This is a genomic window from Streptomyces liangshanensis (assembly GCF_011694815.1).
Classification (GTDB): Bacteria; Actinomycetota; Actinomycetes; order Streptomycetales; family Streptomycetaceae; genus Streptomyces; species Streptomyces liangshanensis.
This window is the reverse complement of sequence record NZ_CP050177.1, coordinates 3124052-3148854: the sequence shown is the minus strand read 5'-3', so window position 1 is coordinate 3148854 and position 24803 is coordinate 3124052. Positions and strand designations below refer to the sequence as shown.

The 24803-nt window shown below is 69.7% G+C and carries 34 protein-coding genes; 32 read left to right on the top strand and 2 right to left on the bottom strand.

Translation table 11 applies throughout. The features are described 5' to 3' along the window. The first annotated feature begins 99 nt into the window (after positions 1 to 99). The 9 genes from HA039_RS13490 to HA039_RS13450 all read left to right on the top strand — a co-directional run bounded on the left by HA039_RS13490 (position 100) and on the right by HA039_RS13450 (position 11685). Positions 100 to 714 (top strand): TetR/AcrR family transcriptional regulator, encoded by a 615-nt coding sequence (locus tag HA039_RS13490; RefSeq protein ID WP_167028626.1) that lies wholly within the window; start codon positions 100 to 102, stop codon positions 712 to 714. 281 nt (positions 715 to 995) lie between these two features. Then, positions 996 to 3218, top strand: coding sequence for an MMPL family transporter (locus HA039_RS13485; protein ID WP_167028623.1), 2223 nt, complete (start codon positions 996 to 998; stop codon positions 3216 to 3218). 173 nt (positions 3219 to 3391) lie between these two features. Then, positions 3392 to 4192 (top strand): SDR family NAD(P)-dependent oxidoreductase, encoded by an 801-nt coding sequence (locus tag HA039_RS13480; RefSeq protein WP_167028620.1) that lies wholly within the window; start codon positions 3392 to 3394, stop codon positions 4190 to 4192. Positions 4193 to 4482: 290 nt separating this feature from the next. After that, positions 4483 to 4797: a hypothetical protein gene (locus HA039_RS13475; protein WP_167028617.1), complete on the top strand. Its 315-nt coding sequence runs from the start codon at positions 4483 to 4485 to the stop codon at positions 4795 to 4797. A gap of 86 nt (positions 4798 to 4883) precedes the next feature. Beyond that, positions 4884 to 5603, top strand: coding sequence for a hypothetical protein (locus HA039_RS13470; RefSeq protein ID WP_167028614.1), 720 nt, complete (start codon positions 4884 to 4886; stop codon positions 5601 to 5603). A 441-nt stretch (positions 5604 to 6044) separates the two neighbouring features. After that, complete coding sequence (locus tag HA039_RS13465) at positions 6045 to 7946, top strand: xylulokinase (protein ID WP_279592830.1); 1902 nt, start codon at positions 6045 to 6047, stop codon at positions 7944 to 7946. Between the two features lie 221 nt (positions 7947 to 8167). Next, on the top strand, positions 8168 to 8722 hold the full coding sequence (locus HA039_RS13460; protein ID WP_167028611.1) for a hypothetical protein: 555 nt from the start codon (positions 8168 to 8170) through the stop codon (positions 8720 to 8722). A gap of 93 nt (positions 8723 to 8815) precedes the next feature. Continuing rightward, positions 8816 to 9262 carry a hypothetical protein gene (locus HA039_RS13455; protein WP_208298612.1) on the top strand — a complete coding sequence of 149 codons (447 nt, stop codon included), beginning with the start codon at positions 8816 to 8818 and terminating at the stop codon, positions 9260 to 9262. Next, positions 9259 to 11685, top strand: a complete 2427-nt coding sequence (locus HA039_RS13450) for a tetratricopeptide repeat protein (RefSeq protein ID WP_167028608.1) — start codon at positions 9259 to 9261, stop codon at positions 11683 to 11685. The genes HA039_RS13455 and HA039_RS13450 overlap by 4 nt, the downstream gene beginning before the upstream one ends. Here the strand turns inward: HA039_RS13450 and HA039_RS13445 are convergent, their stop codons facing one another. Continuing rightward, positions 11686 to 12135, bottom strand: a complete 450-nt coding sequence (locus HA039_RS13445; protein WP_208298611.1) for an ATP-binding protein — start codon at positions 12133 to 12135, stop codon at positions 11686 to 11688. Between the two features lie 124 nt (positions 12136 to 12259). Between HA039_RS13445 and HA039_RS13440 the strand changes: the two genes are divergently transcribed. Then, on the top strand, positions 12260 to 13111 hold the full coding sequence (locus HA039_RS13440; protein ID WP_167028605.1) for a helix-turn-helix domain-containing protein: 852 nt from the start codon (positions 12260 to 12262) through the stop codon (positions 13109 to 13111). After that, entirely contained in the window at positions 13108 to 13368 is a 261-nt protein-coding gene (locus HA039_RS13435) for a DUF397 domain-containing protein (protein WP_167028602.1), read from the top strand. Before HA039_RS13440 ends, HA039_RS13435 begins: the two co-directional genes overlap by 4 nt. Here the strand turns inward: HA039_RS13435 and HA039_RS13430 are convergent. After that, positions 13365 to 14273, bottom strand: coding sequence for an SGNH/GDSL hydrolase family protein (locus HA039_RS13430; RefSeq protein WP_167028599.1), 909 nt, complete (start codon positions 14271 to 14273; stop codon positions 13365 to 13367). The genes HA039_RS13435 and HA039_RS13430 overlap by 4 nt on opposite strands. Before the next feature lie 582 nt (positions 14274 to 14855). Between HA039_RS13430 and rpsJ the strand changes: the two genes are divergently transcribed. From rpsJ to rplO, 21 genes are all read left to right on the top strand, one after another. Further along, positions 14856 to 15164 carry a 30S ribosomal protein S10 gene (gene rpsJ / locus HA039_RS13425; protein WP_003948644.1) on the top strand — a complete coding sequence of 103 codons (309 nt, stop codon included), beginning with the start codon at positions 14856 to 14858 and terminating at the stop codon, positions 15162 to 15164. A 13-nt stretch (positions 15165 to 15177) separates the two neighbouring features. Continuing rightward, complete coding sequence (gene rplC, locus HA039_RS13420) at positions 15178 to 15822, top strand: 50S ribosomal protein L3 (protein WP_167028596.1); 645 nt, start codon at positions 15178 to 15180, stop codon at positions 15820 to 15822. A 7-nt stretch (positions 15823 to 15829) separates the two neighbouring features. After that, on the top strand, positions 15830 to 16489 hold the full coding sequence (rplD, locus tag HA039_RS13415; RefSeq protein WP_167028593.1) for a 50S ribosomal protein L4: 660 nt from the start codon (positions 15830 to 15832) through the stop codon (positions 16487 to 16489). Beyond that, the gene (gene rplW, locus HA039_RS13410) at positions 16489 to 16806 is read left to right on the top strand and encodes a 50S ribosomal protein L23 (RefSeq protein WP_161308664.1); all 318 of its coding nucleotides are present in this window, start codon (positions 16489 to 16491) and stop codon (positions 16804 to 16806) included. Before rplD ends, rplW begins: the two co-directional genes overlap by 1 nt. 40 nt (positions 16807 to 16846) lie before the next feature. After that, positions 16847 to 17683, top strand: a complete 837-nt coding sequence (rplB, locus tag HA039_RS13405) for a 50S ribosomal protein L2 (RefSeq protein ID WP_167028590.1) — start codon at positions 16847 to 16849, stop codon at positions 17681 to 17683. A gap of 12 nt (positions 17684 to 17695) precedes the next feature. Then, positions 17696 to 17977, top strand: a complete 282-nt coding sequence (rpsS, locus tag HA039_RS13400) for a 30S ribosomal protein S19 (RefSeq protein WP_127356386.1) — start codon at positions 17696 to 17698, stop codon at positions 17975 to 17977. Positions 17978 to 18019: 42 nt separating this feature from the next. Next, positions 18020 to 18367, top strand: a complete 348-nt coding sequence (rplV, locus tag HA039_RS13395; RefSeq protein WP_161308667.1) for a 50S ribosomal protein L22 — start codon at positions 18020 to 18022, stop codon at positions 18365 to 18367. After that, complete coding sequence (gene rpsC / locus HA039_RS13390) at positions 18367 to 19230, top strand: 30S ribosomal protein S3 (protein WP_167028587.1); 864 nt, start codon at positions 18367 to 18369, stop codon at positions 19228 to 19230. The genes rplV and rpsC overlap by 1 nt, the downstream gene beginning before the upstream one ends. A gap of 5 nt (positions 19231 to 19235) precedes the next feature. Continuing rightward, positions 19236 to 19655, top strand: a complete 420-nt coding sequence (gene rplP / locus HA039_RS13385; protein WP_014047785.1) for a 50S ribosomal protein L16 — start codon at positions 19236 to 19238, stop codon at positions 19653 to 19655. After that, positions 19655 to 19879, top strand: a complete 225-nt coding sequence (gene rpmC, locus HA039_RS13380) for a 50S ribosomal protein L29 (RefSeq protein ID WP_161311158.1) — start codon at positions 19655 to 19657, stop codon at positions 19877 to 19879. Before rplP ends, rpmC begins: the two co-directional genes overlap by 1 nt. Continuing rightward, on the top strand, positions 19879 to 20169 hold the full coding sequence (rpsQ, locus tag HA039_RS13375; protein WP_167028584.1) for a 30S ribosomal protein S17: 291 nt from the start codon (positions 19879 to 19881) through the stop codon (positions 20167 to 20169). Before rpmC ends, rpsQ begins: the two co-directional genes overlap by 1 nt. A 97-nt stretch (positions 20170 to 20266) precedes the next feature. After that, positions 20267 to 20635, top strand: a complete 369-nt coding sequence (gene rplN / locus HA039_RS13370) for a 50S ribosomal protein L14 (RefSeq protein WP_161311155.1) — start codon at positions 20267 to 20269, stop codon at positions 20633 to 20635. 2 nt (positions 20636 to 20637) lie between these two features. Further along, positions 20638 to 20961: a 50S ribosomal protein L24 gene (rplX, locus tag HA039_RS13365; RefSeq protein WP_161311154.1), complete on the top strand. Its 324-nt coding sequence runs from the start codon at positions 20638 to 20640 to the stop codon at positions 20959 to 20961. Further along, positions 20961 to 21518, top strand: a complete 558-nt coding sequence (rplE, locus tag HA039_RS13360; RefSeq protein ID WP_161311153.1) for a 50S ribosomal protein L5 — start codon at positions 20961 to 20963, stop codon at positions 21516 to 21518. Before rplX ends, rplE begins: the two co-directional genes overlap by 1 nt. A 2-nt stretch (positions 21519 to 21520) precedes the next feature. Beyond that, on the top strand, positions 21521 to 21706 hold the full coding sequence (locus tag HA039_RS13355; RefSeq protein WP_161311152.1) for a type Z 30S ribosomal protein S14: 186 nt from the start codon (positions 21521 to 21523) through the stop codon (positions 21704 to 21706). A 210-nt stretch (positions 21707 to 21916) separates the two neighbouring features. Further along, positions 21917 to 22315: a 30S ribosomal protein S8 gene (rpsH, locus tag HA039_RS13345; RefSeq protein WP_041985707.1), complete on the top strand. Its 399-nt coding sequence runs from the start codon at positions 21917 to 21919 to the stop codon at positions 22313 to 22315. 22 nt (positions 22316 to 22337) lie between these two features. Beyond that, complete coding sequence (gene rplF, locus HA039_RS13340) at positions 22338 to 22877, top strand: 50S ribosomal protein L6 (RefSeq protein ID WP_161311150.1); 540 nt, start codon at positions 22338 to 22340, stop codon at positions 22875 to 22877. 2 nt (positions 22878 to 22879) lie between these two features. Continuing rightward, positions 22880 to 23263 carry a 50S ribosomal protein L18 gene (rplR, locus tag HA039_RS13335; RefSeq protein WP_167028582.1) on the top strand — a complete coding sequence of 128 codons (384 nt, stop codon included), beginning with the start codon at positions 22880 to 22882 and terminating at the stop codon, positions 23261 to 23263. Positions 23264 to 23309: 46 nt separating this feature from the next. Beyond that, positions 23310 to 23912 carry a 30S ribosomal protein S5 gene (gene rpsE / locus HA039_RS13330; protein WP_167028579.1) on the top strand — a complete coding sequence of 201 codons (603 nt, stop codon included), beginning with the start codon at positions 23310 to 23312 and terminating at the stop codon, positions 23910 to 23912. Continuing rightward, positions 23912 to 24094 carry a 50S ribosomal protein L30 gene (rpmD, locus tag HA039_RS13325; RefSeq protein ID WP_161311147.1) on the top strand — a complete coding sequence of 61 codons (183 nt, stop codon included), beginning with the start codon at positions 23912 to 23914 and terminating at the stop codon, positions 24092 to 24094. Before rpsE ends, rpmD begins: the two co-directional genes overlap by 1 nt. After that, positions 24094 to 24549, top strand: a complete 456-nt coding sequence (gene rplO, locus HA039_RS13320) for a 50S ribosomal protein L15 (protein ID WP_167028576.1) — start codon at positions 24094 to 24096, stop codon at positions 24547 to 24549. Before rpmD ends, rplO begins: the two co-directional genes overlap by 1 nt. Positions 24550 to 24803 lie beyond the last annotated feature (254 nt).

Sequence of the window (24803 nt, the reverse complement as noted above, 5' to 3'; positions counted from 1 at the left end):
TCGAAAATGAGGTTTCCGAAAACTTGATTTTCGCTATGCGGGGCGGTTAGGGTTCTTGTATCAGCTACGGAAGCTACGGATGTCGGATCGGGAGGCGCCATGACCGAGGAGTCGGCGGCCGTGTCGCGTCGTCGCAAGCTCACTCCGGAACGGGAGCGTGAGCTGCTGCGGGTGACGGCCGAACTGGTCGCCGAGGTGGGCTACGACCGGGTCACCATGGCGGAGGTCGCGCAGCGGGCGAAGTGCAGCACGGCCACGCTCTACCGCCAGTGGGAGAACAAGCCCCGCCTCGTGGTCTCCGCCTGGAAGGCCTACGAGAGCGATCGCGGGGTCGACCTGGGCCGTATCGATACGGGCAGTCTGCGCGGCGACCTCATGGCCGTGGCGCGGTTCCTCGTCTCCGAGGATCCGTCCAAGGACGCCTTCGCGTCCGTCCCGCCCGCCATCGTGCAACAGAGCGGCCTCATGGAGCTCGTGAGGGAGATCCTTCTCCAGCCGATCCGCGACGACCTCGCCAGGCTGCTGGACCGGGCGGTGAAGCGGGGGGAGCTCGCCGCGGACAACCCCGCCGTCGCCGTTGCCGATCAGGTATTGCTCGGCCCGTGGATCGCACAGGGCATCCTGTACGGCACTCCGGCCACCCAGGAGTTGTTGGAGAACATCGTCGACGCCGTTCTCTTGCCCGCCCTCGTGCCACGGCCTGTCACCGTGTGACCTCATGACCCCATGACCTGAGGTTCGGTACGCCCGGCCCGAGGTGAACGCCGGCCGAGGCTCGGCCCGGGATGTCTCCCCGCCGAAGCCTCGCAGAAGCCCCGCCGAAGCCCCGTCGTATCCCTTTCCCCTGTTCCCACTCCCAGGACGCTTCGCCATGCCCGGAAACGGGCCGACCGCCGCGTCCCTACCCCCGCACGCCCTCATGCCCCCACGACCACGGTGGTACGGGCTGCCGGCACCGCACGCCCACCCTCTCGCGATTCGGAGTTGTCCTCCCCATGGCTACCTTCCTGCACAGGATCGGCCGGTTCGCCTTCCGGCGGCGCTGGCTGGTCGTCCTCCTGTGGACCATCGTTCTCGGCGCGCTGGGCGCCGGCGCGGCCCACTCGACGGGCCCGGCCAACTCCGGCATCTCCCTGCCAGGAACGGAATCCCAGCGCGCGTTCGATCTCCTGGAGGACAAGTTCCCGGCGGCCAACGCCGAGGGAGCGAGCGCCCGGGTCGTGATCCAGGCTCCGGAGAACCAGAAGATCGGCGGCCCGGACCACAGGGCGGCGGTCGAGACGATCCTGAAGGACCTGAAGGCCTCCTCCTCGCACGTCAGCCTGGTGAGCGACCCCTTCTCGGCCAAAGCGGTCAGCCCCGACGGCGCCACCGCCTACACCCAGGTCACGTACAACGTCGCGAGTACCGACCTCACCGACGCGGATCACGCCGGCCTCGACAAGGCGCTGGAGAAGGGCCGCGACGAGGGGCTGACAGTCGAGGCCTCCGGCAACGCGTTGTCACCCCCCTCGGAGAGCCACTCCGCGGAGGCCATCGGATTCGCCCTGGCCGCCGTGATCATGTTCCTCACCTTCGGCTCCCTGATCGCCGCCGGCCTGCCCCTGGTCACCGCGGTCGTCGGGGTGGGCGTGAGCCTCACCGCGATCACCGCGCTCGGCGCCACCTTCAACCTCAACAGCAGTACGTCGGCGCTCGCGTCGATGCTCGGCATCGCGGTCGGCATCGACTACGCGCTGTTCATCGTCTCCCGCTACCGCTCCGAACGGGCGGAAGGCCGTGACGCGGAGGAAGCGGCCGCCCGCGCCACCGGCACGGCCGGTTCGGCCATCGTCTTCGCCGGCGTCACCGTCGTCATCGCGCTCGCGGGTCTGGCCGTGGTCAACCTGCCCATCCTCACCGCCATGGGCCTGGCGGCCGCCGGAGCCGTCGTCGTCGCCGTGCTCGTGGCCGTCACCCTGGTCCCCGCGCTGCTGGGATTCGCGGGGGAGCGCGTGCTGGGCAGGCGTGGAGGGGAGCGCGTGCTGGGCAGGCGTGGAGCCGCACCCCGGCCGTCCCGCGCCGCGAAGGGCGAGGCGACGATCGGCCGCCGATGGATCTCGTACGTGCTGCGCAGGCCGGTGCGCGTCCTCGTGGTCGCGGTGGTCGCCCTCGCCGCACTCGCCCTCCCGGCGACCCAGCTCAAGCTCGGGCTGCCCGACGACGGATCGAAGGCAACCTCCTCCACGCAGCGCAAGGCGTACGACATCCTGTCCGAGTCGTTCGGGCCCGGCTTCAACGGGCCCCTCACGGTGACCGTCGACGACCCGGAGCCCGCTGCGACCCGCGACACCACCACCGGCATGGGCGCGTCCATCGCCGACCTGCCGGGGGTGGCGAGGGTCTCGCCCGCAGCCTTCAACCGGGCGGGCGACACCGCCATCATCAACGTCATCCCGAAGAGCGGGCCGAGCAGCGACGCCACCAAGGAACTCGTCGCCGACATCCGGTCGCTGGCCCACGAAAACCACTCCGCCACCGGCGCCCGGACCATGGTGACGGGCACCACCGCGCTCAACATCGACATCTCGGACAAGTTCAGCGCGGCGATCATGCCCTACCTGGCGCTCGTCGTCGGCCTCGCCTTCCTCGTCCTCATCCTCGTCTTCCGCTCCGTCCTGGTGCCGATCAAGGCGGCACTCGGGTTCCTGCTCTCGGTACTGGCGGCGCTCGGCTCACTGGTCGCCGTCTTCCAGTGGGGCTGGTTCAAGGACCTCGTCGGCCTGGATCAGTCCGGCCCGATCATGAGCCTGATGCCCATCCTGCTGGTGGGCATCGTGTTCGGGCTGGCCATGGACTACCAGGTGTTCCTGGTGACCCGTATGCGAGAGGCGTACGTCCAGGGCGCCGACGCCCGTACCGCGATCGAGACGGGTTTCAGGCACAGCGCGAAGGTCGTCACGGCCGCCGCCCTCATCATGATCTCCGTGTTCGCGGGCTTCATCGGCTCCCAGGAACCCATGATCAAGTCGCTGGGCTTCGGCCTCGCGGTCGCCGTCGCCCTCGACGCCTTCGTCGTCCGCATGACGATCGTCCCCGCCGCTCTTGCCCTGCTGGGGAAGCGCGCCTGGGCGCTGCCCGCGTGGATCGACCGGGTTCTGCCGGACGTCGACATCGAGGGCGAAAAGCTCAGGGAGAAGGTTCCGCCGGAGGAGGTTCCCGCGAATGTCTCGGTGTGAGTACCGACGGGCGGACGGGGCGGGAGACCGGCGTCGGACGTGGGCGGAGTGGCGGTCCTTACCGCCGGGCCGGAGGCCACGTACCTCACCGAACGCACCCTCCCCGTCGACGGCGGCGGAATGTTCTTCAGCCGACTCACGGATCTCGGCTGACCACGGAAAGGAATGCGCAGATGCTGGACAAGGTCGCGATCATCACCGGGGCGGGCGGCGGCATCGGCGCCGCCTGCGCCGCGGAGCTGGCCCGGCGCGGTACCGCCGTGCTGCTCGCCGACATCAACGGCGAAGCCGCACAGGCGCGCGCCGCCGAGATCACGCGCGAAGGGGGGCGCGCCCACGGCATCGAGACCGATGTCCAGGACGAGTGTGCCGTACAGGCCATGGTCGAAGAGGCCCTCGTCCGGTTCGGCCGGCTCGACATCCTCCAGAACAACGCCGCGGCGACGTCCGCCTCACGGCAGGACGACGACCTCACGACGATGGACGCCGACCTGTGGGACCTCACCCTGGGCGTGAACCTGCGAGGCCCGATGCTGGGCTGCAAATACGCCATTCCGCCCATGATCGAGGCCGGCGGAGGAGTGATCATCAACATTTCCTCGGGGTCGGGCGTGATCGGCGAACCCACCCGCTTCGCCTACGGGGCCTCGAAAGCCGGGCTGAATTCGATGACTCGTTCCATAGCCGCTCGCTACGGCAAGCAGAACATCCGCAGTGTGGCCGTCATGCCGGGCATCACGATGACCGAACCGGCGCGGAAAGCCCTCAGCGGTACGAAGTGGCTGGCCATGATGGAACGTCATCACGCGACGCCCAGGCTGGGACGGATGGAGGACATCGCGAAGTTCGTCGCGTTCGTCGCCTCCGACGACGCCGGTTTCATCACCGGGAGTGTTCACGCCGTCGACGGCGGGGTGCTCAGCGTCGCGCCCTACGCGGCCGACATGCGCGAACAGGGCACGCAGCCCTTCTGAGCACGGGGCGCTCGCGCCGCGCGACGTCGGGAGGCCCGCTCCTGATCATGGGAGGCTGGGCGCCGACGGACGAGGGCGTGGGGCCGCGGGCGGCCCCGGTGGGGAGGTGGTCGCGGTGTCGACCGAGGACGAGCGCGCGGCCGCGGGGTCTGGGGCCGGGGGGCCGGGAGCTGCGGGTGCGGGGCCGGCAGGTCCCGATGTTGCGGGTAACGGGTCGGCGGGCGGCGACGGCGTGGGTACGGGGCGGGTGGGCGGCCGGGACGCTGCGGGTGCGGGTCCGGCAGGTTCCGATGTTTCGGGTACCGGGCCGGTGGGCGGCGATGGCGCGGGTACGGGGCGGGTGGGCGGCCGGGACGCTGCGGGTGCGGGTCCGGCTCGCTCCGGTGCTGCGGGTACGGATCCGGCGGGCCGGGGCGCTGGGGGTACGGGACCGGCCGGCGCTGACGGCGCGGGTACTGGGCGGGTGGGCGGCCGGGACATTGCGGGTACGGGACCGGGTCGCTCCGGTGCTGCGGGTACGGATCCGGCGGGCCGGGACGCTGGGGGTACGGGATCGGCTGGCGCTGATGGCGCGGGTACGGGGCGGGTGGGTCGGGACGCCGTAGGTACGGGTCCTGTGGGTTGGGACGCTGCGGGTGCGGGTCCGGCAGGTTCCGACGTTGCGGGTACCGGGTCGGCGGGCGGCGACGGCGTGGGTACGGGGCCGGCGGGCGCCGACGCCGGAACAGGGGACCCGGGCAGGGCGACACCGGGCGTCGCGGGCGTCGATGATCACGGCGTCTCCGAGGCGCTCCGGGGGATCCGGCGGCGGCTCGACGCGTTGCCCGAGGGGCGGGGGAACGGCTACTGGCTGCCCGCTCGCACCGACCGCCCCCGCCGCGCCTACATTGCCGCCAACTCCCCGCTCCTGCGCGCCGCGGCCCAGTACGCCGGGCTGCCGGCCGAGATGCTCGCCGGGATCGCCTGGCAGGAGGTCGAGGGCCTGCCCCGGGGCGTTGACGACGTCGCGTACGCCGTCCGCCGTGTCGTACGGGCCGTCGCGCCCGGCCCCTTCGCGCGGCGTGTCCGGGACGCCGACAAGACGTCGATGGGGCCCCTCGCCGTCCAGGTCCGCCGGGCCGCCGAGGTGCTGGGGTACGACCCCGGCACGCTGGCCGGCAGGCAGCGGCGCGTGGTCGTGCGGGCCGTCAAGGAACCGCGGCAGAACATCTTCATCGCCGCGGCCTACCTGGCCCAGCTCAGGACGGAGTGCGACTTCGCAGCCATACCGCCCGAGCGGCTGACCCCGGACCACCTCCAGGAACTCGCCGCCCGCTACAACGGCGGCCCGTACTACCGCGTCCCGGCCGCCCAGCGCTACGCCCGCGCCTTCACCCGCGACCTGCCCGCCGCACGGGCGGCCCTGCGATGACCCCGGCCGAGGCCCGTACGGGCTCGCGCATCGAGGCCGGCAGGCGGACCCGTTCCGAGGCCCGCCAGGAGTCCCGCCTGCCGACCCGTACCAAAGCCTGTACGCAGCCGCATACCGAAGCCCGTGCCGAGGCGCCGTCCGCCGCGCGTACTGAAGCGCCGTCCGCCGCGCGTACCGAAGCCCCGGCCCCGGCCCGGACTCAGACCCAGGCCCGGACCCCGGCCCGGACCCCGACCCCGCCCTCGGCCACCCACCGGACCAAAGCCCCGGCCCCCGCCGCCACCCAGGCAGACGCCCCGGCTCCAACCCCGCCCTCGGCCCAGACCCCGCCCTTGGCCGCAACACCGGCCCAGGCCCAGGCCCAGGCCCAGGCCGCGGCCGCGGCCTCGGCGGCCACCCTGGCTGACGCCCCGTCCCTCGCCGCCCCCCCGGACCAAAGCCGTGCCCTCGGCCGCCATCCAGGCCGAAGCCCCGTGCCCGGCCGCCACCCAGGCCGGCGCCCCGGCTCCGCCCCCGGCCTCGACCCTGGCCTCGGCCCCGACGTCGACCTCGGCCCCGGCCCTGGCCCTGGCCTCGACCCCGGCCCCGGCCCCGGCCTCGGCCTCGGCCTCGGCCTCGGCGGCCACCCTGGCCGACGCGGACCCGGCCGCCCCCCAGGCCGAAGCCTCGCCCTCGGCGGCCACCCAGGCCGACGCCCCGGCTCCGGCGGCCACCCTGGCCGAAGCCTCACCCCCGGCGGCCACCTTGGCCGACGCGGACCCAGCCGCCGCCCGGACCACGGCCCCGCCGCCGGCCGCCACCGAAGCCGAAGCCCCGCCCCAAGCCGACGCCCCCGCCAGGGCTCCCGTCGACCAGTGCGGCCGCGACGACCTCGTCCTGGGTGTCGACGTCGGTACCACCGCGGTCAAGGTCGCCGCGTTCACCCCGGCCGGGGAGTTGCTGCGCTCGCACACCGTTCCGATTCCCACCTCCCGCCCCCGCGAGGGGTGGGCCGAGCAGGATGCCGGTGACTGGTGGCGGGCGGTCGTGGCCGGGATCGGTGCCGTCACCGCGGGCACCCCCGCCGGGGCGGTCCGCGCGATCGGCCTCGTCAGCCAGGTGAACACCCACCTCCTCGTCGACGACGACCTGCGCCCCCTCGCCCCCGCCGTCATCTGGCAGGACCAGCGCTGCGCGGCCGTCGCCCGCGAGCTGGACGGCCGGTTCGGCGCCGAACGCAAGCGGGAGCTGTGGGGCGGGCCCGTGACCCTGGACGCCTCGTACCTGCCCGCGCGGGCCGAGTGGTTCGCACGGCACGCGCCGGACGTCTGGGCCCGTACGCGCTGGATCCTCAGCCCGAAGGACTACGTCGCCGCCCGGCTGACCGGCCGGATCGCCACCGACCGGCTGGCATCGGTCCGGCTGGCCGACGCGACCGGCACCGGCTACATCGGCGCGGCGGTCGCCCAGGTCGACGGCCTCGCCCCCCTCCTGCCGCCCCTCCGGGAGCCGCACGCCCCGCTCGGCCCGGTCGCCGACACGGCGCTGGGCTGCGGTGACGCCACGGTCGTCGTCGGCACGATGGACGCGTTCGGCAGCGTCTTCGGCTCCGGCCTGACCGTGCCCGGACGGGCGATGGTCACGTGCGGGACCTCGCTGATCGTGGCCGGCTCCTCCTCCCGCCACGTCCCGACCCCGGGAGTCGTGAGCTTCCCGCCCGTGGACGGCGTCCATGTCCACGCCGGACCGACCCAGGCGGGCGGCGACGCCCTGCGCTGGTGGAGCAGGACCGCGGGCCTGACCGTCGAGGAGGCGGTGGCCGAGGCCGCGACCTCCCCGCCCGGCTCCTCCGGCGTGGTCTTCACCCCGTACCTGATGGGGGAGCGGGCGCCGCTCTGGGACGCCGAGGTACGGGGCAGCTTCCTGGGCCTCAGTACGGGCACGGCCAGGCCCCACCTGTCCCGGGCCGTCCTCGAAGGCGTCGCCATGTCCGCCCGGCACGTGCTCGCCGCGGTGGAGGAGGCCTGCGGCGCGCCCCTGGGGACGGTCACCTTCTCGGGCGGCGGCGCCCGCAGCGACCTGTGGGCCCAGATCCACGCGGACGTCCTGCGCCGCCCGGTCGAACGCCTGGCGGTACGCGACTCCGCGGTACTGGGCGCGGCCCTCCTGGGCGCCGTGGGCGCGGGCATCCACCCGGACATGGCCACGGCGGTGGCGCGAGCGGTCCACGGCGGCCGGCTCCTCACCCCCGACGAGCGGAACGCCGACCGGCTGGAGGGCCTGTTCCAGGTCTACACGGCGTCGTACGCGGCGCTGAGAGACGTACACAGCGACCTGCACGCGTGGCGGGCCCAGCACCTCTGACACGCAACACCCCTGCCCCGCAAGGCAGTTCAGCCGGACAACCCACGCGCAACCATTCCCCCGCCCCGCAGGTCTCCTCCACGTCCGGACCACTCGCACCGGAGAGGCGGAGAGGCGGAACCTCATGCACAGCACCCCGAAGGAGCCCGGCCCCCCGACCCCGACCCCGACCCCGACCCCGGTCGCCGTCGGCGATCCGCTCGCGGGCTGAGGGGGCTGCCGTGGGCCGGCGGGAATGGGCGAAGTGGTGGGAGTCCGTCACCGAATGGACCCCGGAGGACGTCTGGACCGACTTCCTCGGGAAGCGCCGGAAGTACGAGCGGGTCAAGGAGGAACTGCTCGGCACCGACCTGCTGCCCGTGCTCCGCAAGGCCCTGGCGGACGGCGACTCGTCGTACGCCGTGTTCTCCCTGGTCGAGGAGGAGGCCGGCGACCGTCCGGAGCTGTTCCGCGAGCTCGTCCCCGACCTGTACCCGTACACCCTGAGCCTGGGCCCGCCCGGCATCTTCAGCAGACGGGCCCTGCGCGCCCTGAGCCGTCCCGGCACCCCGCACGCCGAGCTGGCCCCGCTCGTGGCCGCCACCCTGCGCGACGAGGTGACGGACGTCTTCGCGATGCGCGCGCTGGCGATGCTCCTGGAGGACGTCAACGACCTGACCCTGCTCGCCCGTTGGCGTGAGGCCGCGCTCACGTCCCCCGACGAGGACGTACGAGAACTGCCCGACGAATACCCCGAGTCCGAGTACCCGCCCCCGGACGCGCCCCAGGAGCCGTAGGGCGGGGTTCTCACCCGCAGGGGCCGTAACGGCGTTGTCACCGTACGCGCATGGACGCATCCGGGACAGGTGCGGATGCCCGACCATGGCTCCATGACGGGGCGAGCGCAGACGTGGGCCGGCGGGTCGGTGGCAGTAGTGGCCGTGGGGGCACTGGCCGCCCACCTGGTAGTGGTGGGACTGGATCAGGCCGACAAGTGGGCGAGCGTGCTGGGCCTGTTCGTGGCCCTGGCGGGGCTGGGGATCTCGGTGGCCGGGATCCGGCGGACCACCGGCGGGGGTGGTGGCGGGACCGGCGGTTCACAGGCCGTGGAGAACAGCGCGGTGGGCGGGGGAGTGACGCAGGTGGCGGGAACGGGCGGCAGCGTACGGATCACCCACCGGGGCCCGGCAGGCCCGCCGCTTGCTGTCCCGCCAGGAGCCACGCCCACCCAAGCGCCCCCTCCCGGCGGGGGTCAGTCGGTACGGGGCACCTCGGCCTCCGGCCCGGTGGACCAAGTACGCGACACCACTTCGGACGTGGAGATCGACGGACCGTGAGCCGGAACAGGCAGTGGGTTGCCGGCTCGGTGGTGCACGGGCCGCTGGTCCAGGTCAGTGAGGTGACCGGCGATGTCACCATCACCACCGCGCCGAGCGAGCGCCCCCTGTACCGGGTGGACGCGTTCCCGTCCGACCGCCCGCATCCGACGACGGACCGGGCCCGTGCCCAGCCGGCCCGGCTGCTGCTGGCGAGCTACGCGCTGGTGGACTTCACCGGGCGGGCGGGCGAGCTGGCCGCGCTCGCCGCGTGGCGCGACGAGAGCCTGCCCGCTTCGGTTCTTCTCCTGCACGGACCCGGCGGTCAGGGGAAGACCCGCTTGGGCGCGGAGTTCGCGGCCGCGAGCCGGGCGGCCGGCTGGGAAGTGCTTCAGGCGCGGCACGCGAGCGATCCGTCGCCGGGCGCGGAACAGACCGGGAGCGGACCGCCAGTGGGTACGGGGGTGCTCCTCGTCGCGGACTACGCGGAGCGGTGGCCGGAGGAGGATCTGCGGGCCATGATCACCGACGCCGCCCGACAGGGCCGCCAGGCACGTGTCCTGCTGCTGGCCCGCCCGGCGGGGGTCTGGTGGCAGACCTTGGCCCATCGCCTCGACCGTCTGGACCTTCCCACCGACGCCCTTGCCCTGCCGCCGCTGGCGCAGGACGCGGATACCGACCCGGAGTCGCTCTTCACCGCCGCCCGCGACCACTTCGCCCGTGCTCTGGACACGGCAGGCGCCGACGCCATCACCCCGCCCGATACGCTCCGGGACCCGGCCTTCGGACAGGTGCTGAGTGTGCACATGGCCGCGCTGGCCGCCGTCGACGCCCACCGGATCGGTACGGAAACAGGCGCGCTGACCAGCCCCGGACGCGTGTCGGCGTATCTGCTGGACCGCGAGCGGGACCACTGGCGGACCCTGTACGCGAACGGCCGCGTCACCACCCCGCCCGCGACGCTGGCGCATGCTGTGTACACGGCCGCGCTGACAGGTGCGCAGCCGTACGACTCCGGGCGCGATGCCCTCCTGGCGATCGGCGCCTGCCCCTCGGACCGGGGGGTGGAGACGCTGTCCGACCACGCGGTCGCCTATCCGCCGGCCACACCACACTCCGGGTCGGTGCTCGAACCGCTCTACCCGGACCGTCTGGCCGAGGACTTCGTGGCCCTGACCACGCCGGGTCACCACCTGGACCATTTCGCGCCGGACCCTTGGGCGTCCACCGCGCCCCAGCGCCTTCTGGCCCACGACGGCACGAAGCCGCCGGCGTGGGCACGGCCCGCCCTGACCGTACTGATCGCTGCGGCGGCCCGTTGGCCGCACCTCGCCGGTCAGCTGGCACCTCTGCTCGTGGAGCGTCCGGAGCTCGCCCTGTACGCGGGTGGTGCGGTTCTCGGGGCGCTGGCTGGCCTCGAAGCCCTGCCGATCGAGGCACTGGCGGCGGTGGAGGCCCGCTTTCCCCCGGGGCGTCACACCGACCTCGACTCCGGCATGGCCGCTCTGACAAGGCACCTCATCCGGCGTCGTCTTGACGTCTGCACGGATCTCACGCAGCGGGCACTCCTGCTCGGGGGCCAGTCGCTCCGTTTCGCGAACGCGGGTTGGCACAAAGAAGCCCTTGTCGCCGACCTGGAGGCAGTGACGGCCCACCGAAAGCTGGCGGAGGCCGGCCTTGATCTCCGGGAGCGTGATTACGCCGCCTCGTTGAACAACCTGTCCAACGGCTATCAGAGGGCAAGACGTTTTGAGGACGCTCTTGCCGTTGTCGAGGAGGCCATTGAGATCTGGCGCAAGTTGGTCGCTGCCGACCCGGCCTTCTCCACGTCCGAACTCGCCGTTTCCTTGAGTAATTTGTCCAATGTCCTCGGCCATCTCGGACGCTGGGATGAAGGGCTCGCCGCGAGCGAAGAGGCCACAGAGCTCTGGAGGCGGCGGGCAGCGACCGATCCTCTGGCCGACGAGCCCAACTTCGCAGGATCGCTGAACAACTTGTCGAACCAATACGCGCGGGAGGCGAGGTGGGACGAGAGTCTTGCCGCCATTGACGAGGCCCTCGCCATGTGGCGTCGGATGGCGAGCGCCAATCCCGCCGCGTTCGAGCCCGACCTCGCGATGGCCCTGCACAACCGTGCTCTCAAATGCGGCGCTATGGGGCGGAAGGATGAGGCTTTGAGATCGATCGATGAGGCCATCGTCACCCGTCGTCGGCTGGTCGAAGCAGCCCCCACCGCCCACGAGCCGAGTCTCGCCAGCTCGCTGTGGCTCCTGGCGAGGCTGAACCTCCTGAATAGTTTGCTTCCCGAGGCCTTGGCGGCCGCGGACGAGGCTTTGGAGATGTACCGGCGCCTGGACGCGCTGTCACCAGGGGCATTCGCAATCGAGCTCAGGGAGGTACTGGCGACACGGGAAGCCGTGCTTGCCGGGCTGGACCGGCCCTAGCTAGGGATGGCGCTCGACGTATGAGTCAGAGGCTGTCCCCGGTGTGAGGTCCAGCTCCGCCCAGACTGTTTTGCAGGGTGGGGGGCCTGTGATTGCTCCCCAGCGGGTGGACAGGGCGTTGACCAGGACGAGGCCTCTGCCCCACTCCTCGTCCAGGGCCGCGTTGCGGGGGGTGGTGGGGAGGCGGTCCGGGCGGGTGTCCGTCACCTCGATACGGAGCGTGGTCGGGGACGGGAGCGTCAGGACGATGCGGAAGTCCCGGCCCGGCGAGCGTCCGTGCGTCGCCGCGTTGGAGGCGAGCTCCGCGATGACCTGGGCCGCCGCCTCGTGGGGGAGGCCCCACGAACGGATCTGCTCGGTGCCCAGCAGCCGCGCCAGCCGGGCGCCCCTGCGGGTCGAGGAGAGCTGGACGCTGAACTGATGGGTCAGGTTGCTGTTTTCGAGGTTCACGTCACACAGCGTGGTCGGGTGTGCGTAGCCTGAACAGTGAGGATGGGTGTACGGACCGTGACTGTCCGGCTCGTGTACGGATCTGTCCTCGCCGTCCTAGGTGACCTGCTGGAGGTGCGCACCCTTGTACGCGAACGACGCGGCCGACGAGCCCGACTGGGAGCCGGATCTCGAGGACGACTCGGGAGCCGTGATCGAGGCGGTGGGGCGCCAGATCAAGCTGTGGCGTACGGGCGCGGGGATGAGCCGCGCGGAGTTCGGCGCGGCTATCGGGTACGGGGAGGCCCAGGTCTACAAGGTCGAGTCGGGGCAGCGGATCCCCAAGCCGGAGTTCCTGGATCGGGCGGATGAGGTGTTGGGGGCTGGAGGCAAGATTGCCGCGATGAAGGAGGACGTTGCGGGCGCCCGGTATCCGAAGAAGGTCCGGGACCTGGCGCGGCTGGAGGCCGGGGCCGTTGAGCTGGGCGCGTACGGGAACACCGTCATTCACGGCCTTTTGCAGACCGAGGACTACGCGCGAGCGCTGTTCGGCCTGCGGAGGCCGGCGTACGACGAGGACCAGCTCGACCGGCTGGTGGCCGCACGGATGGCCCGGCAGTCGATCTTCGCCCGGCGTCCTGCCCCGTTGCTGACTTTTGTGCAGGAGGAGGCAATGCTCCTGCGCCCTATCGGGGGCAGAATGGTGCTTCGGCAGCAACTTCAACATCTCCTGGAGATGGCGAAGTTGAGGCACGTCGAAATCCAGGTGATGCCCACGGCATCCGAGCATCACGCTGGGCTCGGCGGGTCGCTCCAGGTGCTGAAGCTCCCGGATGGCACGGCGGTGGGGCACAACGAGGTCCAGCTCATCAGCCGCGTGATCTCCAATCCGCGTGAGGTCCAGATCCTGGAGATGCGCTATGGGATGATCCGATCGCAGGCGCTCAGGCCAACGGAGTCGCTCGCCCTCATCGAGAAAGTACTGGGAGAGACATGACCCTCAAGCCCTCTCGGAACGCTTCCGCGTTGGAGTGGACGAAGAGCAGCTACAGCACCAATGACGGCCCCGAGTGCGTCGAAGTCGCGTGGGTCAAGAGCAGCTACAGCAGCAACGAAGGCGCAGCGTGCGTCGAAGTCGCCGCCACCCCCGCCACCGTTCTCGTCCGGGACTCCAAGAACCCCGCCGGCCCGCGCCTCGGGGTTTCCCCTGACGCGTGGGCCGGCTTTGTCGGGTACGCCTCCGCGCAGGTCTAGCGGCGGGCGAGTACCGCGTCCGCCAGGGCCTGCTGGCCGCGGGCGTTGGGGTGGGCCGGGGCCGCCGGGGTCGGGGGGACCACCGGTTCGATCCAGCGCACGCCCGCCGGCTTGCACATGTCGTGGCCGATCGTGGGGCGGTACGTGTCCACGTACCGCGCGCCCCCGCGCCCGGCCTGGTGCGCCAGCATCGCGTTGAGGCTGCGGTTCGCGTCCCTCAGGAACGTGAAGTCGCCCTTCGCGAACGGGACTTCGGCGCTCGTGCAGCTCGAACCGTCGTCCGGGAACAGGTCGGGGTATCCGACGACCAGGACCTTGGCGTGCGGCGCGCGCTGGTGGATGCCCGCCAGGGTCGCGGCGATCTTCGGGGCCGTGTCGTCGATGTTCTTCCGGAGCTGGTCGAAGCCGTCCTTGTGGAAGAAGTCCTTGCAGGGGCTGCCGGCCGGGTCCGTCGCGCCGAGCTTCGCGCACGTACCGATGATGCTGGTGAAGCCGGCGCCGTCGACGCCCACGTTGTTGACGCCGATCGTGATCGTCACCAGGTCGGTGCCGCGGTTCAGCGCGTCGAACTGCGGCCCCGCCGTGCCCTGCGGCGCGGTCATCTGGGCCGTGGACGCGCCGGAGCAGCTCACGTCCGTCAGCCGCGTCCCGCGCAGCGCCTTCGCGATCAGTGACGGGTAGTTGTGGTCCGACCGCAGGCAGTTCGCGTCGACCTGGTCGGGGACGCCGGGGCCGGAGGCGAGGGAGTCGCCCAGGGCCACGTAGTCGAGGTGCCGTGCGGGGTGTGGCGTGGTCGCCAGCGCGGGTGCGACGGCGGCGGTCGTCACGGCCAGCGCGCCGCTCAGCGCCGCGGCGGCGAGCGCGAGGGTGCGGCGGGCGGGGAGCCGTACGGGAAGTGAGGTCATGTCGGTGATCTTTGTCCAATCCCGGTGTTGTCGTCCGTAGGAGCGACCGCCGATGCGCGATCGGCCCTTACCGGATAGGACGGGACACAGTGGGGCAGGGTTCAGCGGCAGGGTGAGGGCGGTACGCGCCCCGGCGCCCCGCGCCACCCGCTCCGCCACGCGCGGATATCGCCCAAGGATTCGTGCGCCATCCGTTGGGGTACCCTTTTCCGCCGCGATTGGCCAGGGTCACAGGCCCTGTGGCACACTGTTCAGGTTGCTCGGTTGAGCGTCAATGCTGCGCGCCTCCCGCCGGGAGGACCGGAAGCGAGTCCCACAGTACTCGTCGTGCCAACTGCCTTACGGGGCAGCGCTGGTGCGGACGTACGGGAATCTTCCGGGAAGTGTCAGTGGGGCGCCGGCCAGGCGCCCGGTAGGTGTTGTGCCTCCGGCTCGCGGTCCTGGGCCCGCACCCCCTTGGTTGGGATCTCCTTCGGGAGATTTTCGTAGAGGGGATGCGACACGCCCGACCGCGTGGGTCGGAGCGGGACGCGAACCTCACCGGGTTCCAGAGCGTGACGAGAGACAGGACTACTAGCAGCCATGGCGGGACAGAAGATCCGCATCCGGCTCAAGGCCTACGACCACGAGGTCATCGATTCCTCGGCGAAGAAGATCGTCGAGACGGTGACGCGTACTGGTGCGTCGGTCGCGGGCCCGGTGCCGCTGCCCACTGAGAAGAACGTGTACTGCGTCATCAAGTCGCCGCACAAGTACAAGGATTCTCGCGAGCACTTCGAGATGCGCACGCACAAGCGCCTGATCGACATTCTCGACCCGACGCCCAAGACCGTTGACTCGTTGATGCGCCTGGACCTTCCGGCCGGCGTTGACATCGAGATCAAGCTCTGAGAGGCGCGGAAGAATGGCAAAGCAGATCAAGGGTGTCCTGGGCGAGAAGCTCGGCATGACCCAGGTCTGGGACGAGAACAACCGTGTCGTCCCGGTGACCGTGGTCAAGGCCGGACCCTGCGTCGTTACCCAGGTCCGTACGAATGACTCCGACGGCTACGAGTCGGTCCAGATCGCCTTCGGCGAGATCGACCCGCGCAAGGTGAACAAGCCCCTCAAGGGCCACTTCGCCAAGGCCGACGTGACCCCGCGCCGCCACCTGGTGGAGCTCCGCACCTCCGACGCCGGCGAGTACACGCTCGGCCAGGAGGTCACCGCCTCTGTCTTCGAGTCCGGCGTCAAGGTCGACGTCACCGGCAAGAGCAAGGGCAAGGGCTTCGCCGGTGTCATGAAGCGTCACAACTTCAAGGGCCTCGGCGCCGGTCACGGCGTCCAGCGCAAGCACCGCTCGCCCGGCTCCATCGGTGGCTGCGCCACCCCCGGCCGTGTGTTCAAGGGCATGCGGATGGCCGGTCGCATGGGCAACGAGCGGGTCACCACACAGAACCTGACCGTATATGCCGTTGACGCGGAGAAGGGCCTGCTCCTGATCAAGGGCGCGGTTCCTGGTCCGAACGGCGGCCTCGTCCTGGTCCGTACCGCGGCCAAGGGGGCCTGAGGTAACGATGAGCACTGTTGACATCCTTTCGCCGGCAGGCGACAAGGCCGGGACCGTCGAACTCCCCGCGGAGATCTTCGACGCCAAGGTCAGCATCCCGCTGATCCACCAGGTCGTTGTCGCCCAGCTGGCAGCTGCCCGCCAGGGCACGCACAAGACCAAGACACGCGGCGAGGTCCGTGGTGGTGGGCGCAAGCCGTACCGCCAGAAGGGCACCGGCCGCGCCCGTCAGGGCTCGACCCGCGCTCCGCAGTTCGTCGGCGGTGGCGTCGTCCACGGCCCGCAGCCGCGCGACTACTCGCAGCGGACGCCCAAGAAGATGAAGGCAGCCGCCCTGCGCGCCGCCCTCACCGACCGGGCGCGCCACTCGCGGATCCACGTCGTCTCCGGCCTGGTCGAGGACGCGATCTCCACCAAGGCCGCGAAGACCCTGCTGGGCAAGATCAGCGAGCGCAAGAACGTGCTCCTGGTCGCCGAGCGGAGCGACGAGGCCGCGTGGCTGTCCGCGCGTAACCTGCCCCAGGTACACATCCTGGCGCCGGGCCAGCTGAACACGTACGACGTGATCGTCTCCGACGACGTGGTCTTCACCAAGGCCGCCTTCGAGTCCTTCGTGTCTGGCCCTTCCAAGGCCGATGACAACGAGAACGAGGGGGCCGAAGCCTGATGGCCGAGATCACCAGCAAGACGTTCCACGACCACCGCGACATTCTTGTGAAGCCCGTGGTGTCGGAGAAGAGCTACGCGCTCCTCGACGAGAACAAGTACACGTTCATCGTGGCGCCCACCGCCAACAAGACCCAGATCAAGCAGGCCGTGGAAGCGGTCTTCTCGGTCAAGGTCGCCGGGGTCAACACGATCAACCGGCAGGGCAAGCGCAAGCGCACCCGCACCGGTTTCGGCAAGCGCGCGAACACCAAGCGCGCCATCGTGACCCTCGCTGAGGGCGACCGTATCGACATCTTCGGCGGCCCGGCCTCCTGACGGAGGTCCGAGTCGTCCGGAATCGGACGAGGACTGAGAAATGGGTATCCGCAAGTACAAGCCGACGACCCCGGGCCGTCGTGGCTCCAGCGTCGCCGACTTTGTCGAGATCACGCGGTCCACGCCGGAGAAGTCGCTGGTCCGCCCGCTGCACAGCAAGGGCGGCCGTAACAACGCCGGTCGTGTGACCGTTCGCCACCAGGGTGGTGGCCACAAGCGCGCCTACCGCGTGATCGACTTCCGTCGTCACGACAAGGACGGCGTGCCTGCCAAGGTCGCGCACATCGAGTACGACCCCAACCGCACCGCGCGCATCGCGCTGCTGCACTACGCGGACGGCGAGAAGCGCTACATCATCGCGCCGGCCAAGCTCAGCCAGGGTGACCGGGTCGAGAACGGCCCCGGGGCCGACATCAAGCCCGGCAACAACCTGCCGCTGCGCCACATCCCGGTCGGTACCACGATCCACGCGATCGAGCTCCGGCCCGGTGGCGGCGCGAAGATCTCCCGCTCCGCGGGTGCTTCGGTGCAGCTGCTGGCGAAGGAGGGCACGATGGCCACCCTTCGCATGCCGTCCGGTGAAGTCCGCATGGTCGACGTCCGCTGCCGCGCCACGATCGGTGAGGTCGGCAACGCCGAGCAGTCGAACATCAACTGGGGCAAGGCCGGCCGTATGCGCTGGAAGGGCGTCCGCCCGACCGTCCGCGGTGTCGCGATGAACCCGGTCGACCACCCGCACGGTGGTGGTGAGGGCAAGACCTCCGGTGGACGTCACCCGGTCAGCCCGTGGGGTCAGAAGGAGGGTCGTACTCGCTCGCCGAAGAAGGCAAGCAGCAAGTACATCGTCCGCCGCCGCAAGTCGAACAAGAAGCGCTAGGAGCGGGTTTAGATGCCGCGCAGTCTCAAGAAGGGGCCCTTCGTCGACGACCACCTGATCAAGAAGGTGGACGTCCAGAACGAAGCAGGCACCAAGAACGTCATCAAGACCTGGTCCCGGCGCTCAATGATCATCCCGGCCATGCTGGGCCACACGATCGCGGTGCACAACGGCAAGATCCACGTCCCGGTGTTCGTCACCGAGTCGATGGTCGGCCACAAGCTCGGCGAGTTCTCGCCGACTCGCACCTTCCGCGGCCACGTCAAGGACGACCGGAAGTCGAAGCGCCGCTAACGCGGGGTGTAACCGACTATGACTTACACCGAAGGGACAACCATGGAAGCCAGGGCCCAGGCGCGGTACATCCGCGTCACGCCCATGAAGGCCCGCCGAGTGGTGGACCTCATCCGTGGCATGGATGCCACGGAGGCTCAGGCGGTCCTGCGTTTCGCCGCGCAGGCCGCGAGCGTGCCGGTCGGCAAGGTGCTTGACAGCGCTATTGCCAACGCCGCGCACAACTACGACCACCCGGACGCCTCTTCGCTGGTCATCAGCGAGGCGTATGTGGATGAGGGTCCGACCCTGAAGCGGTTCCGGCCGCGTGCCCAGGGCCGTGCCTACCGGATCCGCAAGCGGACCAGCCACATCACCGTGGTCGTCAGCAGCAAGGAAGGAACCCGGTAATGGGCCAGAAGGTTAACCCGCATGGGTTCCGGCTCGGCATCACCACGGACTTCAAGTCCCGGTGGTACGCCGACAAGCTGTACAAGGACTACGTCAAGGAAGACGTCGCCATTCGTCGCATGATGACGAAGGGCATGGAGCGGGCCGGCATCTCGAAGGTCGAGATCGAGCGCACCCGCGACCGCGTCCGCGTCGACATCCACACCGCGCGTCCGGGCATCGTCATCGGCCGCCGCGGCGCCGAGGCCGACCGTATCCGCGGCGAGCTGGAGAAGCTGACCGGCAAGCAGGTCCAGCTGAACATCCTCGAGGTCAAGAACCCCGAGGTGGACGCTCAGCTGGTGGCCCAGGCCGTCGCCGAGCAGCTGTCCTCGCGTGTCTCCTTCCGTCGCGCCATGCGTAAGAGCATGCAGTCGACGATGAAGGCCGGCGCCAAGGGCATCAAGATCCAGTGCGGTGGCCGCCTCGGCGGCGCCGAGATGTCCCGCTCGGAGTTCTACCGCGAGGGCCGTGTGCCCCTGCACACCCTCCGCGCGAACGTGGACTACGGCTTCTTCGAGGCCAAGACGACCTTCGGCCGCATCGGCGTGAAGGTCTGGATCTACAAGGGCGACGTCAAGAACATCGCCGAGGTGCGTGCCGAGAACGCCGCGGCCCGCGCGGGCAACCGCCCGGCCCGTGGTGGCGGCAACGACCGTCCCGCCGGCCGCGGTGGCGCCGGTGGCGGCCGTGGCGGCGAGCGCGGTGGCCGCGGTGGCCGCAAGCCGCAGCAGGCTCCCGGCGCGGAGGCCCCCAAGGCCGACGCGACGGCTGCTCCGGCCGCGGAGGCGACGACCTCTTCTACCGGCGGAACGGAGGCCTGACCGAAATGCTGATCCCCCGTAGGGTCAAGCACCGCAAGCAGCACCACCCGAAGCGCAGCGGTATGTCCAAGGGTGGCACGCAGGTTGCGTTCGGCGAGTACGGCATCCAGGCGCTGACCCCGGCATACGTGACGAACCGTCAGATCGAGGCCGCTCGTATCGCGATGACCCGCCACATCAAGCGTGGCGGCAAGGTCTGGATCAACATCTACCCGGACCGCCCGCTCACCAAGAAGCCCGCCGAGACCCGCATGGGTTCCGGTAAGGGTTCCCCCGAGTGGTGGATCGCGAACGTCAAGCCCGGTCGGGTGATGTTCGAGCTGTCCTACCCGAACGAGAAGATTGCGCGTGAGGCGCTTACCCGCGCAGCTCACAAGCTTCCGATGAAGTGCCGGATCGTTCGGCGCGAGGCAGGTGAGTCGTGATGGCGGCCGTTACCAAGGCGTCCGAGCTGCGCGAACTGGGCGACGAGGAGCTTGTCAACAAGCTTCGCGAAGCCAAGGAAGAGCTGTTCAATCTCCGCTTCCAGGCGGCGACGGGCCAGCTCGAGAACCACGGTCGGCTCAAGGCCGTCCGCAAGGACATCGCGCGGATCTACACCCTGATGCGTGAGCGCGAGCTGGGCATCGAGACGGTGGAGAGCGCCTGATGACTGAGAACAACGTGACCGAGAACACCCCGAGCGGCGAGCGCGGATTCCGCAAGACCCGCGAGGGTCTCGTCGTCAGCGACAAGATGGACAAGACCGTCGTCGTCGCTGTCGAGGACCGCGTGAAGCACGCTCTGTACGGCAAGGTCATCCGCCGTACGAACAAGCTCAAGGCGCACGACGAGCAGAACGCCGCCGGCATCGGCGACCGCGTCCTCCTGATGGAGACCCGGCCGCTGTCCGCCACGAAGCGGTGGCGCATCATCGAGATCCTTGAGAAGGCCAAGTAGTCCCTTCGAAGGCATACCTTCGGAGTAGTTCCGCCAGGCTCCGGGGGGCTGGAGTGTTCAGCCCCCCGGGGAACCGGCAGACGATCAGGAGATACACGTGATCCAGCAGGAGTCGCGACTTCGTGTCGCCGACAACACGGGTGCGAAGGAAATTCTCACCATCCGTGTTCTCGGTGGCTCGGGCCGCCGCTACGCGGGCATCGGCGACGTCATCGTCGCCACCGTCAAGGACGCGATCCCCGGTGCGAACGTCAAGAAGGGTGACGTCGTCAAGGCGGTCATCGTTCGCACGGTCAAGGAGCGCCGCCGTCCGGACGGCTCGTACATTCGCTTCGACGAGAACGCCGCCGTCATCCTGAAGAACGACGGCGACCCTCGCGGCACCCGTATCTTCGGCCCGGTGGGCCGTGAACTGCGCGAGAAGAAGTTCATGAAGATCATCTCGCTCGCGCCGGAGGTGCTGTAAGCATGAAGATCAAGAAGGGCGACCTGGTCCAGGTCATCACCGGTAAGGACAAGGGCAAGCAGGGGAAGGTCATTCTGGCCATCCCCACGCAGAACCGCGTCCTCGTCGAGGGTGTCAACCGGGTCAAGAAGCACACCAAGGCCGGTCAGACGGCTCGCGGTTCGCAGACCGGCGGCATCGTCACCACCGAGGCCCCCGTCCATGTCAGCAACGTTCAGCTGGTCGTGGAGAAGGACGGCAAGAAGGTCGTCACCCGCGTCGGCTACCGCTTCGACGACGAGGGCAAGAAGATCCGCGTTGCCAAGCGGACCGGTGAGGACATCTGATGACGACCACCACTGCACCCCGTCTGAAGCTGCGCTACCGCGAGGAGATCACGGGCAAGCTGCGTGAGGAGTTCTCGTACGAGAACGTCATGCAGATCCCCGGCCTCGTCAAGATCGTGGTCAACATGGGTGTGGGCGACGCCGCCCGCGACTCCAAGCTGATCGAGGGCGCCATCCGCGACCTCACCACGATCACGGGCCAGAAGCCGGCCGTCACCAAGGCCCGGAAGTCCATCGCGCAGTTCAAGCTGCGCGAGGGCCAGCCGATCGGCTGCCACGTCACCCTCCGCGGTGACCGCATGTGGGAGTTCCTGGACCGTACGCTGTCGCTCGCGCTGCCGCGTATCCGTGACTTCCGCGGTCTGTCGCCGAAGCAGTTCGACGGCCGTGGCAACTACACCTTCGGTCTCACGGAGCAGGTCATGTTCCACGAGATCGACCAGGACAAGATCGACCGGGTCCGGGGCATGGACATCACCGTGGTGACCACGGCGACCAACGACGACGAGGGTCGTGCCCTCCTTCGTCACCTCGGCTTCCCGTTCAAGGAGAACTGACCGTGGCGAAGAAGGCTTTGATCGAAAAGGCCGCCCGCAAGCCCAAGTTCGCGGTGCGCGGTTACACCCGCTGCCAGCGTTGCGGCCGGCCCCACTCCGTCTACCGCAAGTTCGGCCTGTGCCGTGTGTGCCTTCGTGAGATGGCCCACCGCGGCGAGCTGCCGGGCGTCACCAAGAGCTCCTGGTAGTCCTCGCCAGAGGATCGACCAGGAACTCTCGGTAAGCAACTGGTTGGCGGGAGCCCTCCCCCGAATGCCGTAGGCTTGGGGGGTTGGGCGCCCGCCGTCCATAACGACTTACTACGCCGTAGGTCCCCGCACCGCACCCGTCCCGGCTCTGATCGGGGAGAGGGATGGCGCATACAGGAAACCCCGGCGAGAGAGGCCGAAGGCCAATACATGACCATGACTGATCCCATCGCAGACATGCTCACGCGTCTGCGTAACGCGAACTCGGCGTACCACGACGATGTCGTGATGCCGCACAGCAAGATCAAGTCGCACATCGCGGAGATCCTCCAGCAGGAGGGCTTCATCACCGGCTGGAAGGTCGAGGACGCCGAGGTCGGCAAGAACCTCGTCCTGGAGCTGAAGTTCGGCCCGAACCGCGAGCGTTCGATCGCCGGCATCAAGCGCATCTCCAAGCCGGGTCTGCGTGTGTACGCGAAGTCCACCAGTCTGCCGAAGGTTCTCGGCGGCCTGGGCGTGGCGATCATCTCCACGTCCCACGGCCTCCTGACCGGCCAGCAGGCGAGCAAGAAGGGCGTAGGTGGGGAAGTCCTCGCCTACGTCTGGTAGTCGGGAACGGAGAGGAAAGCTCATGTCGCGAATCGGCAAGCTCCCCATCCAGGTTCCCGCCGGTGTGGACGTCACCATCGAAGGCCGCACGGTCAGCGTGAAGGGTCCCAAGGGCACCCTCTCGCACACCGTCGTCGCGCCGATCGAGGTCACCAAGGGCGAGGACGGCACCCTTCAGGTGCTGCGCCCCAACGACGAGCGTCAGAACAAGGCCTTCCACGGCCTGTCCCGCACGCTGGTGGCGAACATGATCACCGGCGTGACCCAGGGGTACGTCAAGGCGCTCGAGATCAGCGGTGTCGGTTACCGAGTCCAGGCGAAGGGCTCCAACCTGGAGTTCGCCCTGGGCTACAGCCACCCGATCCTCATCGAGGCCCCCGAGGGAATCACCTTCAAGGTGGAGACACCGACGAAGTTCTCCGTCGAAGGCATCGACAAGCAGAGGGTCGGCGAGGTCGCCGCCACAATCCGCAAGCTGCGGAAGCCTGACCCCTACAAGGCCAAGGGTGTCCGGTACGCCGGCGAGGTCATCCGCCGCAAGGTCGGAAAGGCTGGTAAGTAGCCATGGCATTCGGTGTGAAGATCGCCAAGGGCAAGGCCTACAAGGCCGCTGCCATCAAGCGCCGTCACATTCGCGTCCGCAAGAAGGTCTCGGGCACGCAGGAGCGCCCCCGCCTCGTCGTGACGCGTTCCAACCGCCACATGGTGGCTCAGGTCGTCGACGACATCGCGGGCCACACGCTCGCGTCGGCGTCGACGCTGGACACCTCGATCCGCGGAACCGAGGGCGACAAGAGCGCCCACGCCAAGCAGGTCGGGGCCCTGGTCGCCGAGCGCGCCAAGGCGGCCGGTGTCGAGGCCGTCGTGTTCGACCGTGGTGGCAACCAGTACGCCGGGCGGATTGCCGCTCTGGCTGACGCCGCCCGCGAGGCCGGGCTGAAGTTCTGAGCCCCGGTTCCGGAGCTAGCGGACGTAACAGAGAGAGGTAGATCCAATGGCTGGACCCCAGCGCCGCGGAAGCGGTGCCGGTGGCGGCGAGCGACGGGACCGGAAGGGTCGCGACGGTGCGCCGGCCGAGAAGACCGCGTACGTTGAGCGCGTTGTCGCGATCAACCGCGTTGCCAAGGTTGTGAAGGGTGGTCGTCGCTTCAGCTTCACCGCGCTCGTCGTGGTGGGCGATGGTGACGGCACCGTCGGCGTCGGTTACGGCAAGGCCAAGGAAGTTCCGGCCGCCATCGCCAAGGGCGTCGAAGAGGCCAAGAAGGCCTTCTTCAAGGTTCCCCGTATCCAGGGCACCATCCCGCACCCGATCCAGGGCGAGAAGGCCGCGGGCGTCGTCCTGCTGAAGCCTGCTTCCCCCGGTACCGGCGTGATCGCCGGTGGCCCGGTGCGCGCGGTGCTCGAGTGCGCGGGCGTCCACGACATCCTGTCGAAGTCGCTCGGCTCGGACAACGCGATCAACATCGTGCACGCGACCGTGGCGGCCCTCAAGGGCCTGCAGCGTCCCGAGGAGATCGCGGCCCGCCGCGGTCTGCCCCTCGAGGACGTCGCCCCCGCGGCGATGCTGCGTGCGCGTGCTGCGGGAGCGGGTGTCTGATGGCCCGCCTCCAGATCACGCAGACCCGGTCGTTCATCGGAAGCAAGCAGAACCACCGCGACACCCTGCGTTCCCTCGGTCTCAAGCGAGTGAACGACACGGTCGTCAAGGAGGACCGCCCCGAGTTCCGCGGCATGGTGCACACCGTCCGCCACCTCGTGACGGTTGAGGAGGTCGACTGATGGCTGAGAGCAAGCCGCTGAAGGCCCACGACCTGCGTCCCGCCCCGGGAGCCAAGACCGCCAAGACCCGTGTGGGTCGTGGTGAGGCGTCCAAGGGTAAGACCGCCGGTCGTGGCACCAAGGGCACCAAGGCCCGTTACCAGGTTCCGGCACGCTTCGAGGGCGGGCAGATGCCCCTCCACATGCGCCTGCCGAAGCTCAAGGGCTTCAAGAACCCGTTCCGCACCGAGTACCAGGTGGTGAACCTGGACAAGCTCTCCGACCTCTACCCCGAGGGCGGCGAGGTCACGGTGGCCGATCTGGTCACCAAGGGTGCGGTGCGCAAGAACAGTCTCGTCAAGGTCCTGGGCCAGGGCGAGATCTCCGTGGCGCTGACGGTTGCGGTTGACGCCGTTTCCGGCTCCGCCAAGGAGAAGATCGCCGCTGCCGGCGGCTCCGTCACCGAGCTCGTCTGAGACGAACCGATGACCTGAACACCCAACCGGGGGTGCCTCTCATAAGGGGCATCCCCGGTTGGTCGTTCCATGGTGGGCACAGTCGCCGGTAAGGTGGCGTGCATTATTGCTGTATTGAAGCCGGGAGCCCGCTCCCGGACCTCCACCGCGGGGCGTGTCCTTCCGGGCACTTCACGCGGTGGCCGCTCGTTACCCGCAGGACCCGCTCGTCCAGGACCCGCTCGTCCCTTATCCGTCGATCCTCAATACCGTCA